This window comes from Bacillus cereus group sp. BfR-BA-01310, from assembly GCF_022664325.1.
GTDB lineage: Bacteria > Bacillota > Bacilli > Bacillales > Bacillaceae_G > Bacillus_A > Bacillus_A paramycoides.
This window is the reverse complement of sequence record NZ_JAKUHD010000014.1, coordinates 15,558-37,988: the sequence shown is the minus strand read 5'-3', so window position 1 is coordinate 37,988 and position 22,431 is coordinate 15,558. Positions and strand designations below refer to the sequence as shown.

Here is a 22,431-nt window from a genome sequence, read left to right as displayed (position 1 = left end):
ACTCTAATGCTCGATGATATTACGCATATTTTTAGATTTTCCATTTGTAGCTATATTAATCGAGACATTAAAATCTATTTCTTTATTTTGAAGGGATATTCTCCCCTCTTCTTTATATTTTTTCCACAAATTAAAATTCTGACGATATAATGTTTGTGATAACTGATACGTGTCAATCCCTTTTTCGATTCCTTTTCGGTACGTTTTTTTAATTTCTTTTTCAACTTGGTCCTCTGCAATTTTTTTTAAATTATTTACAGGCATAGAATTTATTAATTGATAAATATCAGCATCGAAATGGATGTTCATAAGTATGCGCAACTTCCCTTTTTTTGTAAAAAAATCCGTATCTATCTTTGGGTTTTTTAATATTATTTGTCCAATTATTTTTTTATTAAATTTTAATAGCAATGGAGCTCGTTTGGTATTTTCATCCGTCCATCGAACTCCAGCAATATCGTGGCTATTTAAATGATTTATATAGGATTTATCACTTATAAAACCATAACCATTAAATTTTAACATCGGAAATGATGTATGCCCTTTTTTCCAATTTGTTTTAGTCGTAGCTAAGAAAGGAATTCGAGTTGTCATCCCAGGTTCATAATAATTTCTTTGGAATTTATATAAAGGTAAAGGATCTATAATTGAATATTGCTTGGTTATTTCTTGTGGCAAATTAATAATTGTATATAATTGAGAAATATTTAAAATATTATTGCTCGCTAATATATTTTCTAAAGGCTCCTTAGTTCCAAATATCCACATAGTATCTCGAAACTGAAAAAAACGAGAGAAAAAATCATTAAATTGATTAAAATCACCATGTTTTAGAAACCTCTCTGTTACAACAATCGTTTTGATATGTTCCCATGAGATCTCTTGTTGAGCACTCTTATAAAAATCAAATGTTGCCTCATCTAAAATGAGTCCTTTTCCCTTTCCAATATAAGCCGGGCTATAATTACGGGTAGTGCTCCCTTCTTGTTTAGCTATGTTAGAAAAATTAATAAATTGTGGACGGATGATATAATTATTATCTTTAAAATCGATGCCTAGACTATTTATATACAAGACGTGATGCAACTCTCTTTGATCCCAACACCCTGTTAGAAACGTACACAACATAAAAAGAAATAAAACAGTTCTTTTATTTTTTTTCATCAGTACTCTCTCTTTTCCTTGTATTATCTTGAGTATGCAATTCTTTAGGTCTTCTCTTCATATACGTGAAAGGAATTCTAAATGTGGCTGCTAGCATACTTTTAAACACAGGGGGAGAATATGGTGTAAAGAAAGGAACTCCAAAAGAACGTAAATTTACTACATGTATCACAATCACAAAGATACAGAATATAAATCCTACTATTCCTAATAAAGAAGATATCAAGAATACTACATATCGCAATATACTTATTATCCCTGTTACTGACTGATTAGTTAAAGCAAATGTCGAAACAACCGAGATTGCTATTATAATGACCATAGATGCTGAAACAATTCCAGCACTAATAGCAGCTTGTCCAATAATTAATCCCCCTACAACAGATAGTGTTTGACCAAATACGGCAGGAACGCGCAATCCCGCTTGCCTCAAAATTTCAAATAAGGTCATCATAATTAGCCCTTCTAAAGGAGCAGGAAAAGGAATCCCTTCTCTTGATAAACTTAATGTAGCTAATAATGTATAGGGAATCTGATCCGGATGATATGTAATTAGCGCTATCCAAATCCCTGGAAGAAATATAGATATTCCTATCCCCAAAAGACTTACAAGTCGTACAAAGCTACCGATTATATAGAAAGAATCTTGATCTTCAGATGTATTCACAAAAAAAGGAAATGTAACTGGTGCAATAGTGGCTGTTGGTGACCCTTCAACTAGTAAAATAAAACGCCCATACAACAAACAATTCACAGCATAATCGGGTCGCCCTGTATATTCAACTAAAGGAAAGACACTAAATTGATTATTTGTGATTAATTCTTCAATTTGTGCACTTGAAACAACCCCGTCTATTTTAATTTGTCTTAATTTTAATCGAACTTGATTGATTATATCTTGGGATGCGATATCTTTTAAATACAAGAGTGCTACTTTAGTTTGTGTTCTTTCTCCAATAATAAATTCTTCATAACTAAGAGAACTCGTTTTTAGTCTTTTTCTAATTAATCCTATATTTGTTTTTAACTCTTCAACAAATCCATCACGTCCACCACGAATGGTCATCTCTGTATTTGTTTGTTCAACGGATCTTGTAGGTATTTGGGCAATATCAACTATATATCCTTGTTTAGATTCTTCAAAAATAATGAGGAGGTTACCTTCAAATATAATCTGAGAGATAGTTTCATTCGAATTTACTATATCTAATTTCTTTACTGATAACTGGGGAATTAATGTTGAAAGGTTAAATTCTTCTATCGAATTACTTAAAAGCTCTTTGCAAACTTGAGATGATGTGGCTTGTTTTAATTTTGTATTGTCAATTAAGTTTTGACAATACATAAACAATACTGACCTCGTTTCTTCTTTCTCATCCAATTCACGCTTTATTACTTTTACATCGTTGCATCCTTCAAACCACTCTAGTATTATCTTCTCGTTTAATTCTACTCGTTTGTTCATCTACGTTGTCTCCTTCAAACTCAGCAACCTTATATAAAATACATTCTCATACTCTTTCAAGAGCTTTTCTTATATGTAACAACCCATACAAACACTATTAGTAAGATAGAAAACAAAAATAGCCCTAATGCTGAAACTGGTAAAACAATTTGAGATACAAACCAATAGAAACTAGAGTCACTGATGGGTAGTATACTTATTAATAAAATACATGAAAGTATTGCAAACATAACCCCATTTCTCGTTTTCCGATTTGTAATTGATAACAAATCTGGAATAAGAAAAACAACAAGTGACAGACGAATAAAGATCCCTACAAGCCACTGATACACGGAGAGAAAGTCTAAATTTTCAATATACCTTCCTATTGACACAAGTCTCCATTCTTCAAATGCTGGATATCGTTGGTTTGCTGCTACGAAAGGACCAAATTCTATAATAGCTGCCATAACTGGGCCTATTGTGATACCAATAATAACAATACCCAAAGCAATCAATTGATATAATTTGATTTTCGAGCAAATATGATGTTGTAAAAAAAGAATAAAAATTAACTCTAGAAATCCTGCTGCAGGATAAACCATCCCCTTAAATACTGGGTTCATTCCATTTTCCATCATTGGCTGAAGTAAAGAATAATCTTTATGTGGAATATTTGCAAACATTACAAAAAAACCAAGTAGAAATACAATAGGTAACAAAACACCTGTTGTAAGTGCAATAGATTGAATTCCTCTTTCAGCATTGTAGAAACAAATCATTGAAAAAAGTATTCCTAATACAAACCGAGGTGTTTCTGGTAAATAAAAAGAGAAAAAGGTTAATGTTTCTTTTAGTGCAACGACACCAATTGTTATCAAATAAAGTACAACCATGAATATTATTGGATATAAAATGAATTTCCCAAAATTAATTTTTAACCACAAAAACAAATGTTCATTTTTTATGTTTTTATAAATGATGAATATTAATGAAATCCAAATCAAGTATATAACGCTTACTAATAGGATTGAAATCCACGAATCTCTACCCGAGCTATCTAATAACATAGGAATCATAATGACATGATTGATTATCCCGATACTACCAATGAGTATCATAGAAACTTGAAATAAAGTAATTGTTTGCTTAGTCATACTTACCACCATATTTTGTAATGAAGAAATATTACATAGTATAACTGATACATGACATCTTTATTCGCAATGGTTAGCGCTTAGAGGCATGAGCAATCAAACTTTCCCAACAGTATAAAGATATATTTAAACTATTAGAAATTCCACTACAGTGAAACAATTCGTTACATCGAAATTTAAAATAAAAGAAAGTAAGAGATAGTATAATACACCCCTTACTTCCTTTTTTATTTTACTTTCGCCTTTTCTTCAGCTATTTGATTAAGTGCAGTCCCTCACGCAGGTCCCACAGCAGCTAAAATCATTCCAATCGTCTCCAAAGACCATTATGTTACTCATAGAAATGTTATTTTGAGTGCAGATTTCCCTTACAGCTCGTTCTTTAGAAACGCCTTTTGCCGTGATTGGAGCAGTTAGCTTTTAATTTTGCACCGAAGATGACTTATCAAAAGCACTAGGCTCCTCTTATTGCCTTTCTTTAATTCATTCTACTAACTTATATTTCAATTTTTTCATTAATAATTAAATATGCCCAAGGGAAACATATTGAAACCGCTTCAATTTTTATTGTCTTTTGCAAAAAGATTGCTATAGACCCACTGTATTTTGAACTGATAACATAAAAATTAATTAATAAAAGATGGGAGGAATATGTAACAATGAATTCATCAAAAGTAGCTTTTTTGTCAGTATTAAGTAACTCTTTTGTTGTTATTTTAAAAGTTGTTATTGGTATATTTACTGGTTCAGTAGCTATTCTTTCCGAAGCCATTCATTCCTCTTTAGATTTATTAGCTTCAATCATCGCTTTCTTTTCTGTCCGAATTTCAAATAAACCGGCGGATAAATTACATCCCTATGGACATGGAAAAGTAGAAAATATTTCTGGAACAATCGAAACATTACTAATTTTTATAGCTGGTTTTTGGATTATTTATGAATGTGTCCTTAAATTGATACACCCCGAACCAATTCGGCTCCCATTTTTAGGAATAGTTGTTATGTTGATTGGAGCACTCATCAATTTTGTAGTATCACGAATTGTTAACAAAACTGCTGAAAAAACAAATTCTATTGCAATGAAATCTAATGCACTACATTTACTCACTGATGTTTACACTTCCTTAGGTGTTGCAATTAGCTTATTTCTAGTTAGTCTAACTGAATGGAGTTTTCTAGACCCAATCATTGGAATTATTTTAGCTGTTTATATTATGACTGAGGCCTTCAAATTAATGAAAGAGTCCTTTCCCCCATTAATTGATGCACGTTTATTACCAGAAGAAGAACAAAAAATCATAAAAATTATAGAATATTATAAAGATGAATATATTGAGTTTCATGATTTTCGTTCAAGGCGTTCAGGTCCAACTGAATACATAGATTTTCATCTTGTCGTTTCATCTCACTATAACATTGAAACAGCACATGAGTTATGTGATCGGATAGAGCAAAATATTAAGAAACAATTTAATCGTGCTCACATACTAATACATTTAGAACCAGAACATGAAATTTTAATATATTAACTTGAAAAGCCATTAAAAAGTAATTAGAAAAAAGAACGCTTATCACCTTCTCACTTTCTGCTAAAATGAAATTTTTATTATAACTTTAACTATCTTCCTAAACTCTAGACTATAATCGAATTTATTGTTTTATTCAGCAGCCTAATTAGGTTAATTTGAAAATCGCCTTAATCCGTTCATTTTGTTCTTTTTTATCTAAGTATTCAAAAAATCCTAGTCGATTTCCCCACAGTTCACTAAATGTTCCCCATTTTACAGGTACTTCTTTACGAGAATGAATCTCGAATTTTGCTACATTTAATTCCCTGACTATCCTTGTCCGTTCAGCCTCAATATCCATTATCGCTAAACGAAGAGGTCCACTACCTGCAGAAGGTATGCCTTCTGTAATCTGTATCCAGCAGCCTTGAATACGTTCCCATTCTGCAAATCCTTCGTGCGGGAAAAAGTCTGATTCCTTATTGAACAAAGTTTTGTACCACTTAAATGGCTGGAAACAACAAAACGGAAAGTTTTACTTTTATGTTAATGATAAACTTTAAACAGGTTAGATATACAGTTGTAAAAGCGCAAAGCCCTGACGCTACCCCCAATTAAATTATTGGATGACCGCTAGTTTATATAAAATAAAAAGGAGCAGCTTTTCAGCTGCTCCCTTTTATTTACGATGCATGATGATCTTTCTTCTTCATTAACGCTCTCTTCTTCATCGCTTTCGTTAAATATCCACCTTTAAATGAGCGGATTTCATAAGATGACATAAACGCTTTCGGCGCAATTTCATTAATAATTTTTAACAGTTCTTTCTCTCTAGAACGCTTTGCAACGATATCTAAGCGATAACGTATTGAATTAATTCCTTCGCCTTCAAATACTGTAACGCCAAATCCAGAGTGGCGTAATTCATCTACTAATTCATTACAACGGTCTAGTAAACTAACTTGATACGTAATATATCCAATTGCTAATTTATTCTCTATATAACCGCCTAATAAAAGTCCCGTACTAAAGCCGATGACATAGGCAACAATATTCATCCAATTTGATAAATCTTGAAACACAATACCTAAACTGACAATGTAAATGGCTCCTTCTAACAATCCTACACCAGCAGCGGATCTTGTTTGATTCTTTACAAGCAAAATCGTACGGATTGTTAAAATTGGAACGTAAATAATTTGAAGCACAAAAATAAGTAACGCTTGTAACATTGGTATCCACCTCTTTCACAAATTCTTTTGTCATGATAACATACATAAGCTTTAGAAATCGATGGGTTTTTAAATTTTTTTTTATTATTTTCCATACTATTGAAAAACCTAAAAAAGGAGCGTATTATATTTATCTTTAATTCGATTGCACCATTGAATCGTACACATTATATTAACTATTGTGCAATTTATTATCAAACTCAAAAAAGGAACCCGATAAGGTTCCTTTCATTATAACTCTATTTTTTGTGAAGCATTCTTCTTTTGCTTCTCTTCTTCTTTCACTAGCTGCATATTCGCATAGGCTAAATTCGCAATCATTAAAAAGTGCCCACCTAAAATCCCTGTACCAAATGCCCACATTTCCATTTCATGCTCAATTTCATACATAATGATAGCCCCTAATATCGCGGCTGCAAATCGGTTTAAAACTCCTAATCCAGGAGCCTTTTCTTTCAGCACAATACTTCTTCCTATTTTCTCCACTCTGCGAGCTAATAACCAAAGACAATATGCACTTACCGCTAAACCAATACCAAACCCTGTCACTTGTTTTCCAAACGGAGTAACCGCCCACATTAGTAGTAAACCACTAAAGATCGTATACAATTGTAATCGATATACACGTAAGGCTACTTGAATCAAAATATCCGCTCCTAATTTCACATTTTATTATGTGTCAGAAGAAAAGCAGCAACTTACACAGTTACTGCTTTCTCTTGTTGATGGTCCATTTTCCGAATTTCAACACGTTTAATTTGATAAGCATCTTTTTCTAACACTTTAAATTCATAGCCTTCTGCTTCAACGTATTGTCCTTCTTCAATTTCATGATTTTGCATCATAATCCATCCACCGATTGTATCCACATCGTCTTCTTCAATGTGTAATCCAAACAAATCTTTCACTTCTGTGATGAGCACTTTTCCATCAACAATTTTATGGTACTCGTTCACATGCTGAATTGGTGGTGCTTCATCTTCATCATATTCATCACGAATTTCGCCGACGATTTCCTCCAATATATCTTCAAGCGTTACAATTCCAGCTGTCCCTCCGTACTCATCATATAAAACAGCCATTGGAATTCGCTTCTTCTGCATTTGCAGTAATAAATCATGAATTGGAGTTGTTTCCATAACTTCAATAATCGGACGCATATACGTGCGAATCGATGATAAATCTTCTTTATCGTTGTTCATATATCGAATAAAGAAATCTTTTACATTGACCATACCGATAATATCATCTTTATCTTCTCCAAAAATCGGATAACGTGTGTATCGTTCACTTTGGATTACTTTCATGTGTTCTTCTACTGAATCTTCAAGATAGAAACCAACGATTTCTGTACGTGGTACCATTATCTCTTTCGCAATGCGATTATCAAATTCAAAGATATTATTTACATACTTGTATTCAGCTTGATTAATTTCTCCACTTTCGTAACTCTCTGAAAGAATAAGACGTAACTCTTCTTCTGTATGAGCTACTTCATGTTCAGAAGCTGGTTTCAAACCGAATAAGCCAGTTACAACGCGAGCAGAACTATTCAATACCCAAATAAATGGATACATAACTTTATAGAACATCATTAACGGACCCGCAAATAACAATGTCACTTTTTCAGCTTTTTGAATTGCCATCGTTTTCGGAGCTAATTCCCCGACTACAACGTGCAAGTACGTCATCGTCATAAATGCAAGACCAAACGTTAATACTTGTGAAATAGAAGGATTTAAATTCAATTTCTCAAATAACGGGTGTAATAATTTTTCTATCGTCGGTTCACCTAACCAACCAAGTCCCATCGCTGTAACTGTAATACCTAATTGACAAGCAGATAAATATTCGTCTAAATTTGTTGTTACCTTTTTCGCTGCTAATGCACCGCGTTTTCCTTCCGCAACAAGCTGATCAATGCGACTTGAACGTACTTTTACAATCGCAAACTCTGCTGCTACGAAAAATCCAGTAAATGCGATTAAAATCGCAACCATGACTAAATTAAATATTTCCAATGAATACCCTTAGTTAAAAAACTAAGGTGTCCACCTCCTGTATACTATAATGTTTTCTTATTTATTCGTTAGAAAACATAGCCCGATACAAAAATTAAAGAGGTCGGATTTCACTTTTTCTATAATAATAGAGCAAGTGTCTGTATTAAAGCTGTCGTTTGACCTGATAAAGATTTCGATATTTTTTCACGTTGTGAATCAGTCAATTCATCTAAAAGAGGCTTTAACTCCGTTAGCTCTGCTTCTAATCTATGAATATGGTCTGTCACTTCATTCACTTGTTTCGAAACGTGTTCATTGATACCGAGCAGCTTCTTCTTCTCCTCGATTTTCTCTTTAATCTCACAAAGCGGCATATGCATTTCTTTGCACTTCTCAATAAATTGTAATGTTTCAAATGCTGTTTCGTCGTAATAGCGATAATTAGATTGAGATCGCTCCGCTTTTAAGATACCTAGATTCGTATAATAATCAATCGTTCGTTTCGACACGTGAGCCATGAGAGCCAACTGTCCGATTCGATACACCTTCCCAACGATCTTCCCCCCTTGTTTATATTACTAACATCATACAATACATAAACTGTACAGTCAAACGTGACGGTTTATTATTCACGAGATACAAAATTTCATTTCTCATCTTATTACTATTCAAAAATTATATAAACTATCGTTTTCTCTAGCAATCTATTTTTTTTAATCTACAACTAATATCCTCATGAACAAAAGATATGTGTCCTAATTTCGCCTCAATTTTTCTTTCGGCACCCATCCAACTTCACCATCTATCTTTTCACACCAGAGCCATCCATTTAATTCTTCTAACCCAATAAGTATTTCTCCACTACTCACATTTAATTTTTTTGCAGTATATCTCTTTATAATAGCTCCACTTCCATCAGTACGTTTACTTATAATTTGTTCTGGTACCCAACCTTTTCTTTTATATTTCTCTTCTGAACAATACACCCAGCCATCCCAGTTTTCTGGTCCCTTATACTTTTCACCAATAGAAACGAAATCCCCCTCATCTAAACAAATTGGGTCAGGATAGTTACTAACATGTGATTTCATAACAATATATTTCATAACACCCTCCAATAATCTGAAAATTAAGTTATAATATCATTATAAATACAGGAGGAGGAATATGCATATGTACTACAACACTTCATTCGAAAACGATCAACCTGTAGGCCGTCTATAAACTAAGACGGGCATTCATATAACACATACACTATGCCTCGTCTTAGGGAATCTATCATCACCCTAAAAATAGACGGAGGTAATTCAAATGAAACAAACAATTTTAGGAGCTATATGTTTATCACTAGCAGCAAGTATTTGGGGCGGTATGTATGTTGTTAGCAAATATGTACTCGACTTTATCCCGCCACTAACACTCGTTTGGCTACGCTTTATTATCGCTTTTGTTGTTTTATACGTGCTTTTGAAAACAACAGAAAGAAAGCAAAAGAAAAAAATAACCATCCAGAAAAAAGATTGGTTACTATTCGCTTGGATTGGATTCATCGGGTACTTCATTTCGATCACATGTCAATTTATCGGAACAAAATTATCCGACGCTCATACAGGCTCTTTAGTAACGTCAGCTACACCTGCATTTATGGTCATATTTGCAGCGCTCATTTTAAAAGAAAAACTAACTGCTCGTAGACTGTTATCAACTACCATCGCAACAATCGGTGTCATTATCGTTATCGGATGGGATATTGAAATTGGCTCCTATTTTATCGGTACAATCATTTTAGTTGGAGCCGCTATTACGTGGGCTTTACTATCCATTTATGTAAAAATCGCTTCAGCTCGATTTTCATCTTTAGTTATTACAACGTACGCTATATTCTTTTCACTCTTTTTTATAACACCTTGTATGGTGTGGGAATTTCAATCAACTCCTATTGAACATGTGAACATGTACGTATTATTAGGCGTACTCTATTTAGGAATCGTCTCAACCGCAGGTGCATTTTTCCTTTGGAATAAAGGGTTAGAGTTAATGGATGCTAGCATCGGTTCATTATTTTTCTTCTTCCAACCTATCGTTGGATCATTACTCGGCTGGCTTCTTTTAAATGAGACGTTAAGCAGTAACTTTTTCATTGGTGGTATTCTTATTATATGCAGCGTTATAATTACTACTCTTGAAAAGAAAAAACAGGCAGAGATTTAATCTCTGCCTGTTCGTATAATTGGATCTTGTTTGTGAAATCCAGTACAAATTGGTATATTACTTTGCAAACCACTACATGCAATTTACGCAGTCCAATGGCCTGGACGGGACAACATTTTCGGCAATTTCGTATATTTGTCCCCTCTTGCTGCATTAATCTGGACTTGCGTAAGAAAAATACTATTTGTAAAATCTGCTCCTCTAATGTCTGCATCACGCAAATCAGCGCCTATAAGGTCTGCACCTCTTAAATTAGCATCGCGTAAATTTGCCGCAATAAGATAAGCTCCCCTTAAATTCGCTCCTTGTAAATCTTTCTTTTTAAGATTTGCTCCCATTAGGTCCGCACCTCGGTGACTAATTCTTTTCTTATTTGCAGTATTTATTTCCTTCCAAACGAGTTCACTCGTTTCCAGAAGGAGAACATTCACTTCTGTACGATGTAATGGAACATTTACTTTCATTAACTCATCTGCACTTAAATTTGAAAGTCGTTCCGTCTCTTCAATCTCTTTACTAAGCTCATGATGAATCGTTTGCGTCGCCTTTAAAAGAACGGCTTCCTTCAAATACCAAAGCATTTCATGAAGCTGATGCATAACCGGAAAAGCATCATACATTTTTCTAGCATGCTGAGCATCTTTCCGCCAATCAATTCCATTAAACGTAACTTGAGAAATCTTTTGCCCAGCGCCGAAACATTCAAATACAGTACAACCTTTATACCCTTTTCCTCTAAGACTTTTATGTATACTACATTTATAATCTGATTGTAAATTTGAACAAGGTTTACCACCATCTTTATTCACCGCAAAATCTACTGATGCCGCAAACGGTAATGCTACACAGCATAGACCAAAACATTTTTCACAGTCTGCTTTTAAACTATTGTAATTTATAGTCTCTTCTACATAAAAATAATCGTTATTATTAGTCAAAATATATACCCCCTGTTGTCTTTTGACTATTTCATAATATTCCAACTGCACTAAATAATCAATTTTAAAATAAACCGGCATATTTCATCTCAAACAACAACTTAATCCGTTTATTTCCTTTCATTTAAAAAGGACTTCCTCTACAATATTAATTATAATTAAATTAAGAACTTTCAAATAACAAGGAGAGATACTATGGCACTAGAAATGAAAACAAACTGTCAAATTTGCGACGATTCCCTTCAGCCCGATTCTGAAGCATACATATGCGTGTATGAATGTACATTTTGTGCACCATGTACAGAAGAAAGACAAAATGTTTGCCCGAACTGTGGTGGCGAGTTAGTACGTAGACCAAAAAAGAAACAATAAAAAGCAAAGCGATGATCGCTTTGCTTTTTACGTTTCTTTTTTGATATATGAAATTATATCGACATTTCGACAAAGAACTACATTTCTACATGAATTGAGCTTCCATCCCTTGCCCTTTATCAACGCACGTTAAACATTTAAAAATTTAACACAAACAGGCTCTGGTACAACAACATCCGATTGTAAAAGAGTTAGCTTCCCTGTAGTTTCATTTCTTGAAAATAGCACAAGACTATGTGACTTTTCATTTGTAGCAACAAGAAACTTTTCAGTAGGATCTAATACAAAATCCCTCGGCCAATTTCCTTCTGTAGATGTATGTTCAACAAATGTAAGCTGACCTGAATTTTGATCCACATTGAAAACAACGATACTGTTATGACCTCGATTGGCTGCATACACAAATTGGCCGTCAGAAGAAATATGAATAGCACTTCCTTGACTATTTTCATCAAATTCTTCTAGAACAGTAGAAATATACTGTACTTCTGTAAAGGACCCTTCTTCCGAATTATATGTTAGCACAATGACCTCTGAACTTAGCTCAGTCATCACATACGCAAACTTTCCATTCGGATGAAAAGTAATATGTCTTGGACCACTTCCTGGTTTTACAGACAGGCTATTCACTTCTATTAATGTACTATCTTTTATTTCATACGTAATTAATTTATCAATCCCTAAATCAACACCCACCACATATTTTTCATCAGGGGTATATCCCGCGTAATGTGCATGTGGTTTTTCTTGTCTTTCTTTATTCGGACCTGAACCTTCATGTGTAATAACAGATGAAGCAGGATTTACAGTTCCATTTTCTTCATTTACCTCAAAAGACTCAATCGTTCCTTTATGGTAATTCGCTGTAACTACAAAGCGATTCTTACTATCAACACTAATATGACAAGGAGAAGCACCTTCTACTACTTGTCTGTTTTCCGCCTTTAGTTCTCCAGTATGACTGTCAATCGAATAAGCAGCTACACCACCAGATTCGCCTTCTTTAACAACAGAATAGAGATATTCATTATTTCGGTTAATCGTTACATATGTAGGGTTGTCCAGCTTAGCGGCAAGTGTTACACTACTAATTTTTTTTGCTTCCGTATCTAAAGTAAAAGTATATATTCCTTCGCTATTTTCCTTCGTGTAAGTTCCAACATATCCAATAAACTCTTTGTTATCCATCATTTTCATAACCCTCTCCCTATAGTTTTTGTTCATCAAACTTCTTACTAAGTAGCCTTAAACTATTTTATATTGAAAGAATATCCTAAAAAATTAGGGTACCTCTTTATACGTTACCATATTTTCCTGCTAAATAGCCTTTAAACCCATTTTTTCTGATAAGCTGCTATACTTTCATATTCTTCTTCCAAGTGACGGGACAGACGAATATAGATTGGTGTTAAATCTTTATATTTTTCCACACTTTCCATGTTTGGTTTATGATAAAAATTTGCCCCAACCATTTCAGAAACTACATGTAATGAATCTATTTCACCTAGACTATATAAACCGAGAATCGCAGCTCCTAAGCAAGAGCTTTCGAAACTTTCCGGAACATATACGTCTTGATGAAAGATATCTGCCATCATCTGTCTCCAAAGTTCCGACCTTGCAAAACCGCCTGTCGCTTGAATTTTTTTCGGTTCACCAATTAGCTCTTTTAAAGCGAGAAGAACGGTATATAAATTATAAATTACCCCTTCTAATACGGCACGGATAAGATGTTCTTTTTTATGATGCAATCCAAGTCCAAAGAAAGATCCTCGCGCATTTGCATTCCATAAAGGAGCTCTTTCCCCTGCTAAATACGGATGAAATAATAAACCGTCAGATCCAGGATTAACTTTTCCTGCTATTTCAGTAAGCACTTCATATGGATCTTTTCCTAAACGCTTTGCAAGTTCAATCTCTGAAGTACCTAATTGATCACGAGCCCACCTGAAAATCATACCACCGTTATTAACTGGTCCACCAATTACCCAATGGTCTTCAGTTAAGGCATAACAAAAAATTCTACCTTTTGGATCTGTTACAGGACGATTTGTTACAGCACGTATCGCGCCGCTCGTACCAATTGTAACAGCTACAACCCCAGGCTCTATTGCATTTACACCTAAGTTTGATAGTACTCCATCACTCGCTCCTAATACAAAAGGAGTAGACACAAGTAAATTCATCTCTCTTGCAAGTTCTTCATTTAATCCTATTAAGCTGTGTGTCGTTGGAACAAGTTTAGAAAGCTTTTCTTCTGAAATCCCTGCAACATGTAGAGCCTCTTCATCCCATTTTAAAGATTTTAAATTGAACATTCCTGTTGCTGATGCTATAGAATAATCAATTACATATTCCTTATATAACTTATAGAAAACATACTCTTTAATAGAAATGAATTTATAACTTTTTGCAAACAATTCTGCATGCTCATTCTGAAGCCAAACTAATTTCGAAAGTGGTGACATAGGATGAATTGGTGTCCCAGTACGAAGATATATTTCATGACCATTCATATCACTTTTTATTTTCTCTGCCCAGCTTGCACTTCTATTATCTGCCCAAGTGATACATCTCGTTAACGGATTCCCTTCTTCGTCTACAGCAATGACGCTATGCATTGCCGAACTAAAAGAGACGCAAAGAATATCAATCGGTTGTACATTACTTGATCGTATAGCTTCTTTAATCGTATGTATCACTGCTTGAAAAATCTCTTCTGGATCTTGTTCTGCTGTTTCTGGCGTGGGAGAATGTAAAGGATATTCAATCCCATGGCTTGCAATAACAGATCCATCAATTGAAAACAAAACTGATTTTGTACTAGTTGTCCCAATATCTACACCAATCATATATTTTGAGTTCACTATGTAACCCCTTTCGAAATATTCCTATAACAAAAAACCCCCCACACAAAGTTCTTTCTTGAGCTGGAAGGATATTTAAATATACATACTTGAGAGCACCATGATTTATACGAAAAAAGACTCTCCCTTATGTGAGTTTTTAACAAACTTCTCTCTCATAAAGGGGTCCTTTTCATAACTATAGTGCTATTTTGAAAAACGAAACTAATACTTTTGGAAAATGAATGACTCCTTTTATTTTGCTGTTTTCATGTAATAAGACTTCAAACCCGAAAACAACAAAGTTACATAGGGAGCGGTTCTCTCTTGAAAAAGCAATTAGTGAAAGCTTCATTTCATTATAACTTAGGCGCTTTTGCCCAATCCGCAGCAAACTTTTCAATACCTTGATCCGTTAATGGATGCATAGCAAGTTGTTCAATTACTTTATAAGGAATTGTTGCAATGTGAGCACCTGCCATTGCTACACGAGTTACATGATCTGGGTGTCTGACAGAAGCCGCAATAATTTGTGTATCTAATTGATGAACATCGAATAATTCAGCAATTTTAGCAACTAATAATACGCCATCTTCAGAAATATCATCTAAGCGACCTAAAAATGGAGAAACATACGTTGCACCTGCTCGGGCCGCTAAAAGAGCTTGGTTCACAGTGAAAATAAGTGTAACGTTCGTTTTCACACCTTTTTCAGTAAGATAACGACAAGCTTCTAATCCTGCTAACGTCATCGGAAGTTTTATCGTGACGTTTTTATCGCCACCATTAATTTTAATTAATTCTTCTGCTTGAGCGATCATTTCTTCTGCTGTAACAGCATCTGGCGTTACTTCTGCCGAAACAGATTCAACTTTAGGTACTGCCTGACAAATTTCTGCGATACGGTCTTCAAACTTAACGCCCTCTTTTGCTACTAAAGAAGGATTCGTTGTAACACCAGCTAAAACTCCAAGTTTATATGCTTTTTTTATGTCCTCAAGATTTGCAGTATCAATAAAAAATTTCATGATCAATTCCCTCCAGTTTTTAAACGTTAATGAGTTATAATTTTAAGATGTTTATTTCTTTTCTACTGCATGTCCGCCAAATTCATTGCGCAGAGCTGCTACAACTTTTCCTGTAAATGTATCATTGTCTAATGAGCGGTAACGCATTAATAGAGACATTGCGATAACAGGAGTCGCTGTTTGAAGATCTAATGCTGTTTCTACTGTCCATTTTCCTTCACCAGAAGAATGCATAACGCCCTTAATGTCATCCAGTTTTGCATCTTTAGAAAATGCATTTTCAGTTAATTCCATTAACCAAGAGCGAATTACTGAACCGTTGTTCCATACTCCTGATACTTTTTCATAGTCGTAATCAAATTCACTTTTCTCTAAAATCTCAAATCCTTCACCAATAGCGGCCATCATACCGTATTCAATTCCGTTATGAACCATTTTTAAGAAGTGACCACTACCAGCTTTTCCAGCATATAAGTATCCATTTTCTACAGCTGTATCACGGAAGATAGGTTCAACGATGTCCCAAGCTTCTTGATCTCCTCCGATCATGTAACAAGCACCATTACGAGCGCCTTCCATTCCGCCAGAAGTTCCTGCATCCATAAAGTGAATGCCATCTTGCTTTAGTTGCTCATATCGGCGAATCGACTCTTTATAATGTGAATTACCAGCTTCAATTAAAATATCTCCTTTTGAAAGCAATGGTGTAACCTCATCAATAACAGAATCAACAACAGCGTGCGGTACCATAACCCAAAGAACTCTAGGTGATTCTAACGACTGAACAAGTTCATTTAAACTAGATACACCTGTAGCCCCATACTCTTTCATTTCTTCCACTGCACTCGTATTTAAATCAAATGCTGCTACTTGATGTTTATGATCAATTAAATTTTTCCCTAAATTTAATCCCATTTTACCTAAACCAATTAATCCTACTTGCATAATATAATTCCTCCTCAAATCACCTTTTATTAAAAATAGATATCACTATAATCTTGAATACCTTTTTGACATATCATTTTCAACACTTATAAGTTGGTATTTTCAGAAAGGTATTCACAGTCATAGTTTAAGAATTCAATACATTTTGTGTAATTTGAACAACATTTTCTGTCGTAAATCCAAATAGATTCATGACTTCAGCCCCAGTTCCTGAAGCTCCAAATGTTTCAATCGATAATACTTTTCCTTCTTGTCCTACATAGCGCTCCCATCCAAGAGATACACCCATCTCAAGAGATACCCGTTTCGTTACAGAAGACGGAAGAACCGATTCTTTATATTCTTTCGATTGGCGATCGAATAACTCCCAGCTCGGCATTGCAACGATACGAACAGAAGCATGTTTTTCTTCTAATTTTTCTTTCGCACTAACAGCTAAAGAAACTTCAGAACCTGTCGCAATTAAAATCACATCCGGATTTTCATTTGTTTGCGTTAATACATAAGCTCCTTTAGAAAGATTCTCTATGTTCGCTTTAGTTTCATTAAACACCGGTAAATTTTGACGACTAAGTACTAAAACGACTGGACCATCCGTTTGCTGTAAAGCATAAGCCCAAGCACTCGCTGTTTCATTTGCATCTGATGGGCGGATAACTATTAGACCAGGAATTGCCCGAAGAGCTGCCAAGTGTTCGATTGGTTCATGCGTTGGACCATCTTCTCCCACAGCAATCGAATCATGTGTAAATGCATAAGTAACAGGTAATTTTTGCAATGCAGCAAGTCGAATTGATGGACGAAGGTAATCATTAAATACAAAGAATGTACTTACGAAAGGTTTTACTCCTCCATGAAGAGCCAGTCCATTCGCTGCCGCTCCCATTGCATGTTCACGTACACCAAAGTATATATTTCGGCCAGCAAACGATTCTACTGCATACACAGCTTCACCTTTTATATCTGTCATAGTGGAATGAGAAAGATCTGCACTTCCACCGAAAATAGAAGGAATCAATTTCACATAATGATTAATAGCTTCCCCACTTGCAACACGAGTTGAAATCGTTTTTTCAGTATCAAAGGATAGAATGTCTTTCGCTTCAATTAAAACCTCACCTGTAATCGCTTTTTCTAATTCATCTGCAAGTGCAGGATTCGACTCTCTGTATAGATTGAACTGCTCATTCCAGCCGTTTTCTTTTTCAATACCTTTTTGTTTCAGTTCATTAAAATGAGCTGTTACTTCTTCCGGCACAAAGAAGTCTTCCTCATAATGCCAACCATACACTTGTTTTGTCGCTGTTGCTTCTTCTACTCCAAGCGGATTACCATGTGCTTTGTTTGTTCCAGCAACTTTTGGACTTCCATAACCAATAATCGTTCGTACTTCTATAAGAGTAGGTTGGTCCGTATTTTCTTTCGCTAATTGAATAGCTTTTGTAATAGCCTCAACATCATTTCCATCCTCAACTCTTACATATTGCCAATGTACAGATTCTGCCCTTTTCTGAATATCTTCAGAGAAAGCAATGTTTAATTCTCCATCAAGTGAAATTTCATTTGAATCGTATAGTACAATTAACTTGCCAAGTTTCATATGCCCTGCCATTGACATTGCTTCATAAGCAACACCCTCCATTAAGTCACCGTCTCCAACTAAAGCGTACGTACTGTGATCTATAATAGAGTGACCATCCTTATTAAACTTCGCTGTTAAATGTGCTTCTGCCATTGCCATCCCTACAGCATTTGCAATCCCTTGTCCTAACGGTCCTGTAGTCGCTTCAACTCCAGGAGTATGACCAAATTCAGGATGTCCCGGTGTTTTACTATTTAACTTTCTGAAACTTTTCAAGTCATCAATTGAAACGTCATATCCAGCTAAATGAAGTAAGCTATATAATAGGCTCGATCCATGTCCCGCCGATAAAACGAAACGATCACGGTTAAACCATTCCGGGTGATTAGGATTGTAATTTAAATGATTCGCCCATAATGCATAAGCCATCGGTGCTGCTCCCATTGGAAGACCTGGATGACCTGAATTTGCCGCATTAATAGCATCAATAGATAACGTACGAAGTGTATTAACTGCTAATTGATTTATGTTTTGTGTCATAGTAATCGTCCCCCTAAATACCTTCATTTCAGAATGTACTTATTTTTCCGTTCTTTGATCTAACCACCATTTAAATTCACTTTCTTGCAATAATTCATTAGCCGCATCTGGGCCATATGAACCAGACTCGTATTCATGAAGTGGCAATAAATTTTCCTCGAACGCTTCAAGAATTGGCTGCACCCACTCCCATGACAATTCTACTTCTCTCCAATGTGCAAAGAATGTAGAGTCTCCACTCACAGCATCATGGATGAGTCTTTCATATGCTTCAGGTACTCCCACATCCGCTTGCTCGCAAGTAAAGTTAATACGGATCGGTTCAATCTCTCCATTTTTCAATGGGTTTTTACTATTTAACTGTAATGAAACATTCTCACCTGGGCTAATTTCAATTATTAATAAGTTAGGCTCTGCATTTGGATTATTATCTTGATATTGCTGTTTTAACGTATTTTTAAATTCGATTACAATACGAGTAGACTTTTCTTTCATTCTTTTTCCTGTTCGTATATAAAAGGGAACGCCAGTCCAAAATGGATTATCAATCCATAAGCGAGCGGCAACAAATGTGTCTATGTTAGAAGAAGGATTTACTCCTGGCTCCTCTTTATATGCTACAACTTGTTGACCATTTATCTCTCCTGAGCCGTATTGTCCGCGAACGATATGGTTCTGAACGTCTTCTTTTTTCACTTTACGAAGCGTCTCCATTACCTTTCGTTTTTCCTCTCGAATTTCAGATGCGTTAATTTTTTCCGGCAGATTCATAGCAGTCATCATTAATATTTGTAACATATGATTTTGAACCATATCACGAATGGCTCCCGCCTGATCATAATATCCTGCCCTTTCTTCAACCCCAACCGTTTCACTAGCTGTTATTTGTACATTCGCTATATGTTCTTTATTCCAAATTGATTGGAGAACAGGATTTGCAAATTCTAGTGCTTCAATGTTTTGGATCATCGGTTTACCTAAATAATGATCAATACGGTATATCTCGTCTTCTTCAAACGTTCGACTTAGCTTATCATTCAGCTCACGAGCAGATTTGAGATTGTGCCCGAACGGTTTCTCAATCATCAGGCGTTTCCATCCATCCGTTCTATCCAGTCCGCTTTCCTTAATATTTAAAGCAATTGTTTCGAAAAAGTCAGGAGCAACTGAAAGATAGAACATTCTATTACCTTTTATATGTAGTTCTTCTTCCCTTTCACGAACGACTTGTAATAACCTCTCATAGTCTTCTGGCTTACTCACATCTAATGGACAATAGCGAAAATTATCTAAAAAACCTTCTAGTTCTGGAGTACCTTCTTCCCTATGACGAGAAAACGTCTCTATTGATTCTTTTATTCTTTTTTGAAAATCTATATGAGATACTTCACGTCTTCCAAGCCCGATAACGGATATTTGCTTTGGAAGCTTTTGATCTCTATATAAGTTATATAGTGCGGGGTAAATTTTTCGTTTCGCTAAATCCCCTGTCGCTCCAAATAAAACAAAGGTCATTGATTCCACTTTCAGTCCCCCTCTTGGTGTTTAATCCTTGTCAATATAGTAAAAATGAATTGTACAGAAGCTAATACTCTTGTTGATTCATTCTTGCTTCTTAACTTCTAAATGCACGGTTTATAAAAAAGTAAAGAGTTATTAACTTCAAATCTTTATATTTGTCGCTTTCTAATTGTCCCCAATATTAATAGTGGCAATTCAAAGCATTTCTACCACATCCTACTTATCCACCCTACCTTACATAACGTAATCTAATTACTTTTAGTAATTAGATTACGTTATGTCTAGTATATTAACTACATATATTATTATCGTCAAGAAAAACATCTTGAATTGAAGATTTTTTATCCCGTAATATCTTTCAGTGTTTGTCTATGTATTAGAAGAAGACGGTGTAATCCAAAGAATAGCGTATCACCGAAAATAGAATATTCTTTAACTGATTACGGTTGTCCTCTAGAATCCATACTAGATTCTCTTTGTACTTTTTTAAGAATATCATCTCGAAAAGAATAGGAATACGTCCTTGCTTATTACAGTAAACAAATAATAAAAAGGCAAAAACGAACAGGAATATGTTCATTTCCGCCTTTTTATGTAACCATTATAATTACTTCTATTATTGATTTAAATGATTTTTAATTGCTCTTATAACCAATTCATGATCTTCTTCTGGTGGTAATCCCGAGACTGTTACCATTCCAATAACCCCTACGTTTTTTATTTGGATAGGAAAGGATCCACCAAACGCAGCATATTCCGAGCCATCTAAACGGTATTTTTCATGATATGGAATTCCGCTTATTTCACTTTCTATCTGCATATAATACGAGCTATGATTATGCAGAGAAACGACCCGTTTTTTACGCTCAATCCATTTAGTATTTTCCTCAGTTGTCCCTGTCATCTTGAAATGAAATAATTGCACACCATTTTTGGCTATATCAACAGCAATCAATTTCCCCTCTCGCTTCGCTGTTTCAACGATAAATAAACCTAATTGCAAGGCATCTTCATTTGTAAAAGAGGAAAATTGAAGTGTTTCCTCCTCCATTAAAATTTGTTTACTTATTTCATTCATATTTGAAGTACTCATATCTTTAACCTCCCTAATCGTTTTATACCACATTGGCATTTTTTGAAATTACCAGACTCTATAGTACCGCCTTTCAATAATTCTGAATCTAAATAAACTGCTGTAACTTCGTTAGTAACTAGTACCATAAAGCTTGTTTTTTTCTTACTGGTGCTATTATGAATTATATTTAACACGTTAAAAATGTATGTACTTAAAGTGCTATAGGTACTAAACATTTGGTACAGGAATTGCCTACTTCCTTGATTAATTAAAATATATTAAGTTGTTTGCATTTTTGCAGTGCTACAATGCTAGTACTGCTACTTTACGAGTCGCATACATTGGTAAAATTCATTATAAGAAATACAAAAAAAGCAAAGCGCCCACGCTTTGCTTCTTACAGAATCCCTTTTAACTTTTTACAAATTAACTTCGCTAAATATTCATAACCTTGTGGTCCAAAGTGTAAACCGTCTTTTTCATCATTTTCTACAAATTTTTTATCATTTCCCGACAGAAAACTCCCACCTCAAGGAATGGATAGGGCATGGTCCAATGAGTAGGTGGGAGATGAATGGCGGTTAGGCAAAAGCCTAAAGGTTCTTCTTGTTGAAGAATCAGTATAAGGTATCCGTATCCGTTCGTTCCTATAGAAAGAAAATGCTGTATATCCGAAGTATTCTTACATCTATGGAATTGTTCCATTGTAAAAATTCTTTCATTTGTATATTTTTTGAAAGGGACAGAGGACTTTCGACAAAAAAGAAGAAATAATACGTGAGCAGTATTTTTTTGCTATATTCTGATATCGTTCTCATACATATCATGAAAAAGATTGTAAACAAATAAAAATAGGAAGTGAGGT

The 22,431-nt window shown here is 34.7% G+C and carries 21 protein-coding genes and 2 pseudogenes; 4 read left to right on the top strand and 19 right to left on the bottom strand.

Going from position 1 to position 22,431, the window contains the following annotated elements; genetic code table 11:
- Positions 1–3: 3 nt before the first annotated feature.
- The 4 genes from gerXC to MR109_RS21705 all read right to left on the bottom strand — a co-directional run bounded on the left by gerXC (position 4) and on the right by MR109_RS21705 (position 4,170).
- A complete protein-coding gene (gene gerXC, locus MR109_RS21720) occupies positions 4–1,164 on the bottom strand; it encodes a spore germination protein GerXC (protein WP_242273835.1) in 1,161 nt (386 codons plus the stop codon).
- A complete protein-coding gene (gerXA, locus tag MR109_RS21715) occupies positions 1,151–2,629 on the bottom strand; it encodes a spore germination protein GerXA (protein WP_242273834.1) in 1,479 nt (492 codons plus the stop codon). Before gerXA ends, gerXC begins: the two co-directional genes overlap by 14 nt.
- 56 nt (positions 2,630–2,685) lie before the next feature.
- On the bottom strand, positions 2,686–3,765 hold the full coding sequence (gene gerXB, locus MR109_RS21710) for a spore germination protein GerXB (RefSeq protein ID WP_242273832.1): 1,080 nt from the start codon (positions 3,763–3,765) through the stop codon (positions 2,686–2,688).
- 261 nt (positions 3,766–4,026) lie between these two features.
- Positions 4,027–4,170 carry an HAD family hydrolase gene (locus MR109_RS21705; protein ID WP_308197288.1) on the bottom strand — a complete coding sequence of 48 codons (144 nt, stop codon included), beginning with the start codon at positions 4,168–4,170 and terminating at the stop codon, positions 4,027–4,029.
- 254 nt (positions 4,171–4,424) lie between these two features.
- Here MR109_RS21705 and MR109_RS21700 point away from each other — a divergent pair, with 254 nt between their 5' ends.
- Positions 4,425–5,294 carry a cation diffusion facilitator family transporter gene (locus MR109_RS21700; RefSeq protein ID WP_025149268.1) on the top strand — a complete coding sequence of 290 codons (870 nt, stop codon included), beginning with the start codon at positions 4,425–4,427 and terminating at the stop codon, positions 5,292–5,294.
- A gap of 145 nt (positions 5,295–5,439) precedes the next feature.
- Here MR109_RS21700 and MR109_RS21695 read toward each other — a convergent pair whose 3' ends face one another.
- The 6 genes from MR109_RS21695 to MR109_RS21670 all read right to left on the bottom strand — a co-directional run bounded on the left by MR109_RS21695 (position 5,440) and on the right by MR109_RS21670 (position 9,614).
- Entirely contained in the window at positions 5,440–5,763 is a 324-nt protein-coding gene (locus tag MR109_RS21695) for a VOC family protein (protein ID WP_242273831.1), read from the bottom strand.
- Positions 5,764–5,956: 193 nt separating this feature from the next.
- Positions 5,957–6,505 carry a DUF2179 domain-containing protein gene (locus MR109_RS21690; RefSeq protein ID WP_242273829.1) on the bottom strand — a complete coding sequence of 183 codons (549 nt, stop codon included), beginning with the start codon at positions 6,503–6,505 and terminating at the stop codon, positions 5,957–5,959.
- Positions 6,506–6,736: 231 nt separating this feature from the next.
- Positions 6,737–7,150, bottom strand: coding sequence for an ATP synthase subunit I (locus MR109_RS21685; RefSeq protein ID WP_002172713.1), 414 nt, complete (start codon positions 7,148–7,150; stop codon positions 6,737–6,739).
- A 53-nt stretch (positions 7,151–7,203) separates the two neighbouring features.
- Positions 7,204–8,526: a hemolysin family protein gene (locus MR109_RS21680; protein ID WP_242273827.1), complete on the bottom strand. Its 1,323-nt coding sequence runs from the start codon at positions 8,524–8,526 to the stop codon at positions 7,204–7,206.
- A gap of 119 nt (positions 8,527–8,645) precedes the next feature.
- Complete coding sequence (locus MR109_RS21675; protein ID WP_025149265.1) at positions 8,646–9,053, bottom strand: MerR family transcriptional regulator; 408 nt, start codon at positions 9,051–9,053, stop codon at positions 8,646–8,648.
- Between the two features lie 210 nt (positions 9,054–9,263).
- On the bottom strand, positions 9,264–9,614 hold the full coding sequence (locus MR109_RS21670; protein ID WP_242273826.1) for an SH3 domain-containing protein: 351 nt from the start codon (positions 9,612–9,614) through the stop codon (positions 9,264–9,266).
- 205 nt (positions 9,615–9,819) lie between these two features.
- Here MR109_RS21670 and MR109_RS21665 point away from each other — a divergent pair, with 205 nt between their 5' ends.
- Positions 9,820–10,719 (top strand): DMT family transporter, encoded by a 900-nt coding sequence (locus MR109_RS21665; RefSeq protein ID WP_071719063.1) that lies wholly within the window; start codon positions 9,820–9,822, stop codon positions 10,717–10,719.
- An 83-nt stretch (positions 10,720–10,802) separates the two neighbouring features.
- Here MR109_RS21665 and MR109_RS21660 read toward each other — a convergent pair whose 3' ends face one another.
- Positions 10,803–11,657: a pentapeptide repeat-containing protein gene (locus MR109_RS21660; RefSeq protein ID WP_242273825.1), complete on the bottom strand. Its 855-nt coding sequence runs from the start codon at positions 11,655–11,657 to the stop codon at positions 10,803–10,805.
- Between the two features lie 195 nt (positions 11,658–11,852).
- Here MR109_RS21660 and MR109_RS21655 point away from each other — a divergent pair, with 195 nt between their 5' ends.
- Positions 11,853–12,029 carry a DUF1272 domain-containing protein gene (locus MR109_RS21655; RefSeq protein WP_002172718.1) on the top strand — a complete coding sequence of 59 codons (177 nt, stop codon included), beginning with the start codon at positions 11,853–11,855 and terminating at the stop codon, positions 12,027–12,029.
- 129 nt (positions 12,030–12,158) lie between these two features.
- Here MR109_RS21655 and MR109_RS21650 read toward each other — a convergent pair whose 3' ends face one another.
- The 6 genes from MR109_RS21650 to zwf all read right to left on the bottom strand — a co-directional run bounded on the left by MR109_RS21650 (position 12,159) and on the right by zwf (position 20,494).
- Positions 12,159–13,226 (bottom strand): lactonase family protein, encoded by a 1,068-nt coding sequence (locus MR109_RS21650; protein WP_472926446.1) that lies wholly within the window; start codon positions 13,224–13,226, stop codon positions 12,159–12,161.
- A gap of 131 nt (positions 13,227–13,357) precedes the next feature.
- Positions 13,358–14,881, bottom strand: coding sequence for a gluconokinase (gntK, locus tag MR109_RS21645; RefSeq protein ID WP_242273891.1), 1,524 nt, complete (start codon positions 14,879–14,881; stop codon positions 13,358–13,360).
- 353 nt (positions 14,882–15,234) lie between these two features.
- Positions 15,235–15,903: a fructose-6-phosphate aldolase gene (gene fsa / locus MR109_RS21640; protein ID WP_000667692.1), complete on the bottom strand. Its 669-nt coding sequence runs from the start codon at positions 15,901–15,903 to the stop codon at positions 15,235–15,237.
- 51 nt (positions 15,904–15,954) lie between these two features.
- Positions 15,955–16,848, bottom strand: a complete 894-nt coding sequence (gnd, locus tag MR109_RS21635) for a phosphogluconate dehydrogenase (NAD(+)-dependent, decarboxylating) (protein WP_242273824.1) — start codon at positions 16,846–16,848, stop codon at positions 15,955–15,957.
- Between the two features lie 127 nt (positions 16,849–16,975).
- Entirely contained in the window at positions 16,976–18,970 is a 1,995-nt protein-coding gene (gene tkt / locus MR109_RS21630) for a transketolase (RefSeq protein ID WP_242273823.1), read from the bottom strand.
- Positions 18,971–19,009: 39 nt separating this feature from the next.
- Positions 19,010–20,494 carry a glucose-6-phosphate dehydrogenase gene (gene zwf / locus MR109_RS21625; protein WP_242273822.1) on the bottom strand — a complete coding sequence of 495 codons (1,485 nt, stop codon included), beginning with the start codon at positions 20,492–20,494 and terminating at the stop codon, positions 19,010–19,012.
- Between the two features lie 399 nt (positions 20,495–20,893).
- Between zwf and MR109_RS30440 the strand changes: the two are divergent.
- Positions 20,894–21,038, top strand: a pseudogene (locus MR109_RS30440) (winged helix-turn-helix transcriptional regulator); the annotation flags it as partial.
- 69 nt (positions 21,039–21,107) lie between these two features.
- Here MR109_RS30440 and MR109_RS21615 read toward each other — a convergent pair.
- Positions 21,108–21,584 (bottom strand): heme-degrading domain-containing protein, encoded by a 477-nt coding sequence (locus tag MR109_RS21615; RefSeq protein WP_242273821.1) that lies wholly within the window; start codon positions 21,582–21,584, stop codon positions 21,108–21,110.
- A 379-nt stretch (positions 21,585–21,963) separates the two neighbouring features.
- A pseudogene (locus MR109_RS21610) lies at positions 21,964–22,074 on the bottom strand (esterase); the annotation flags it as partial.
- Positions 22,075–22,431: the final 357 nt, after the last annotated feature.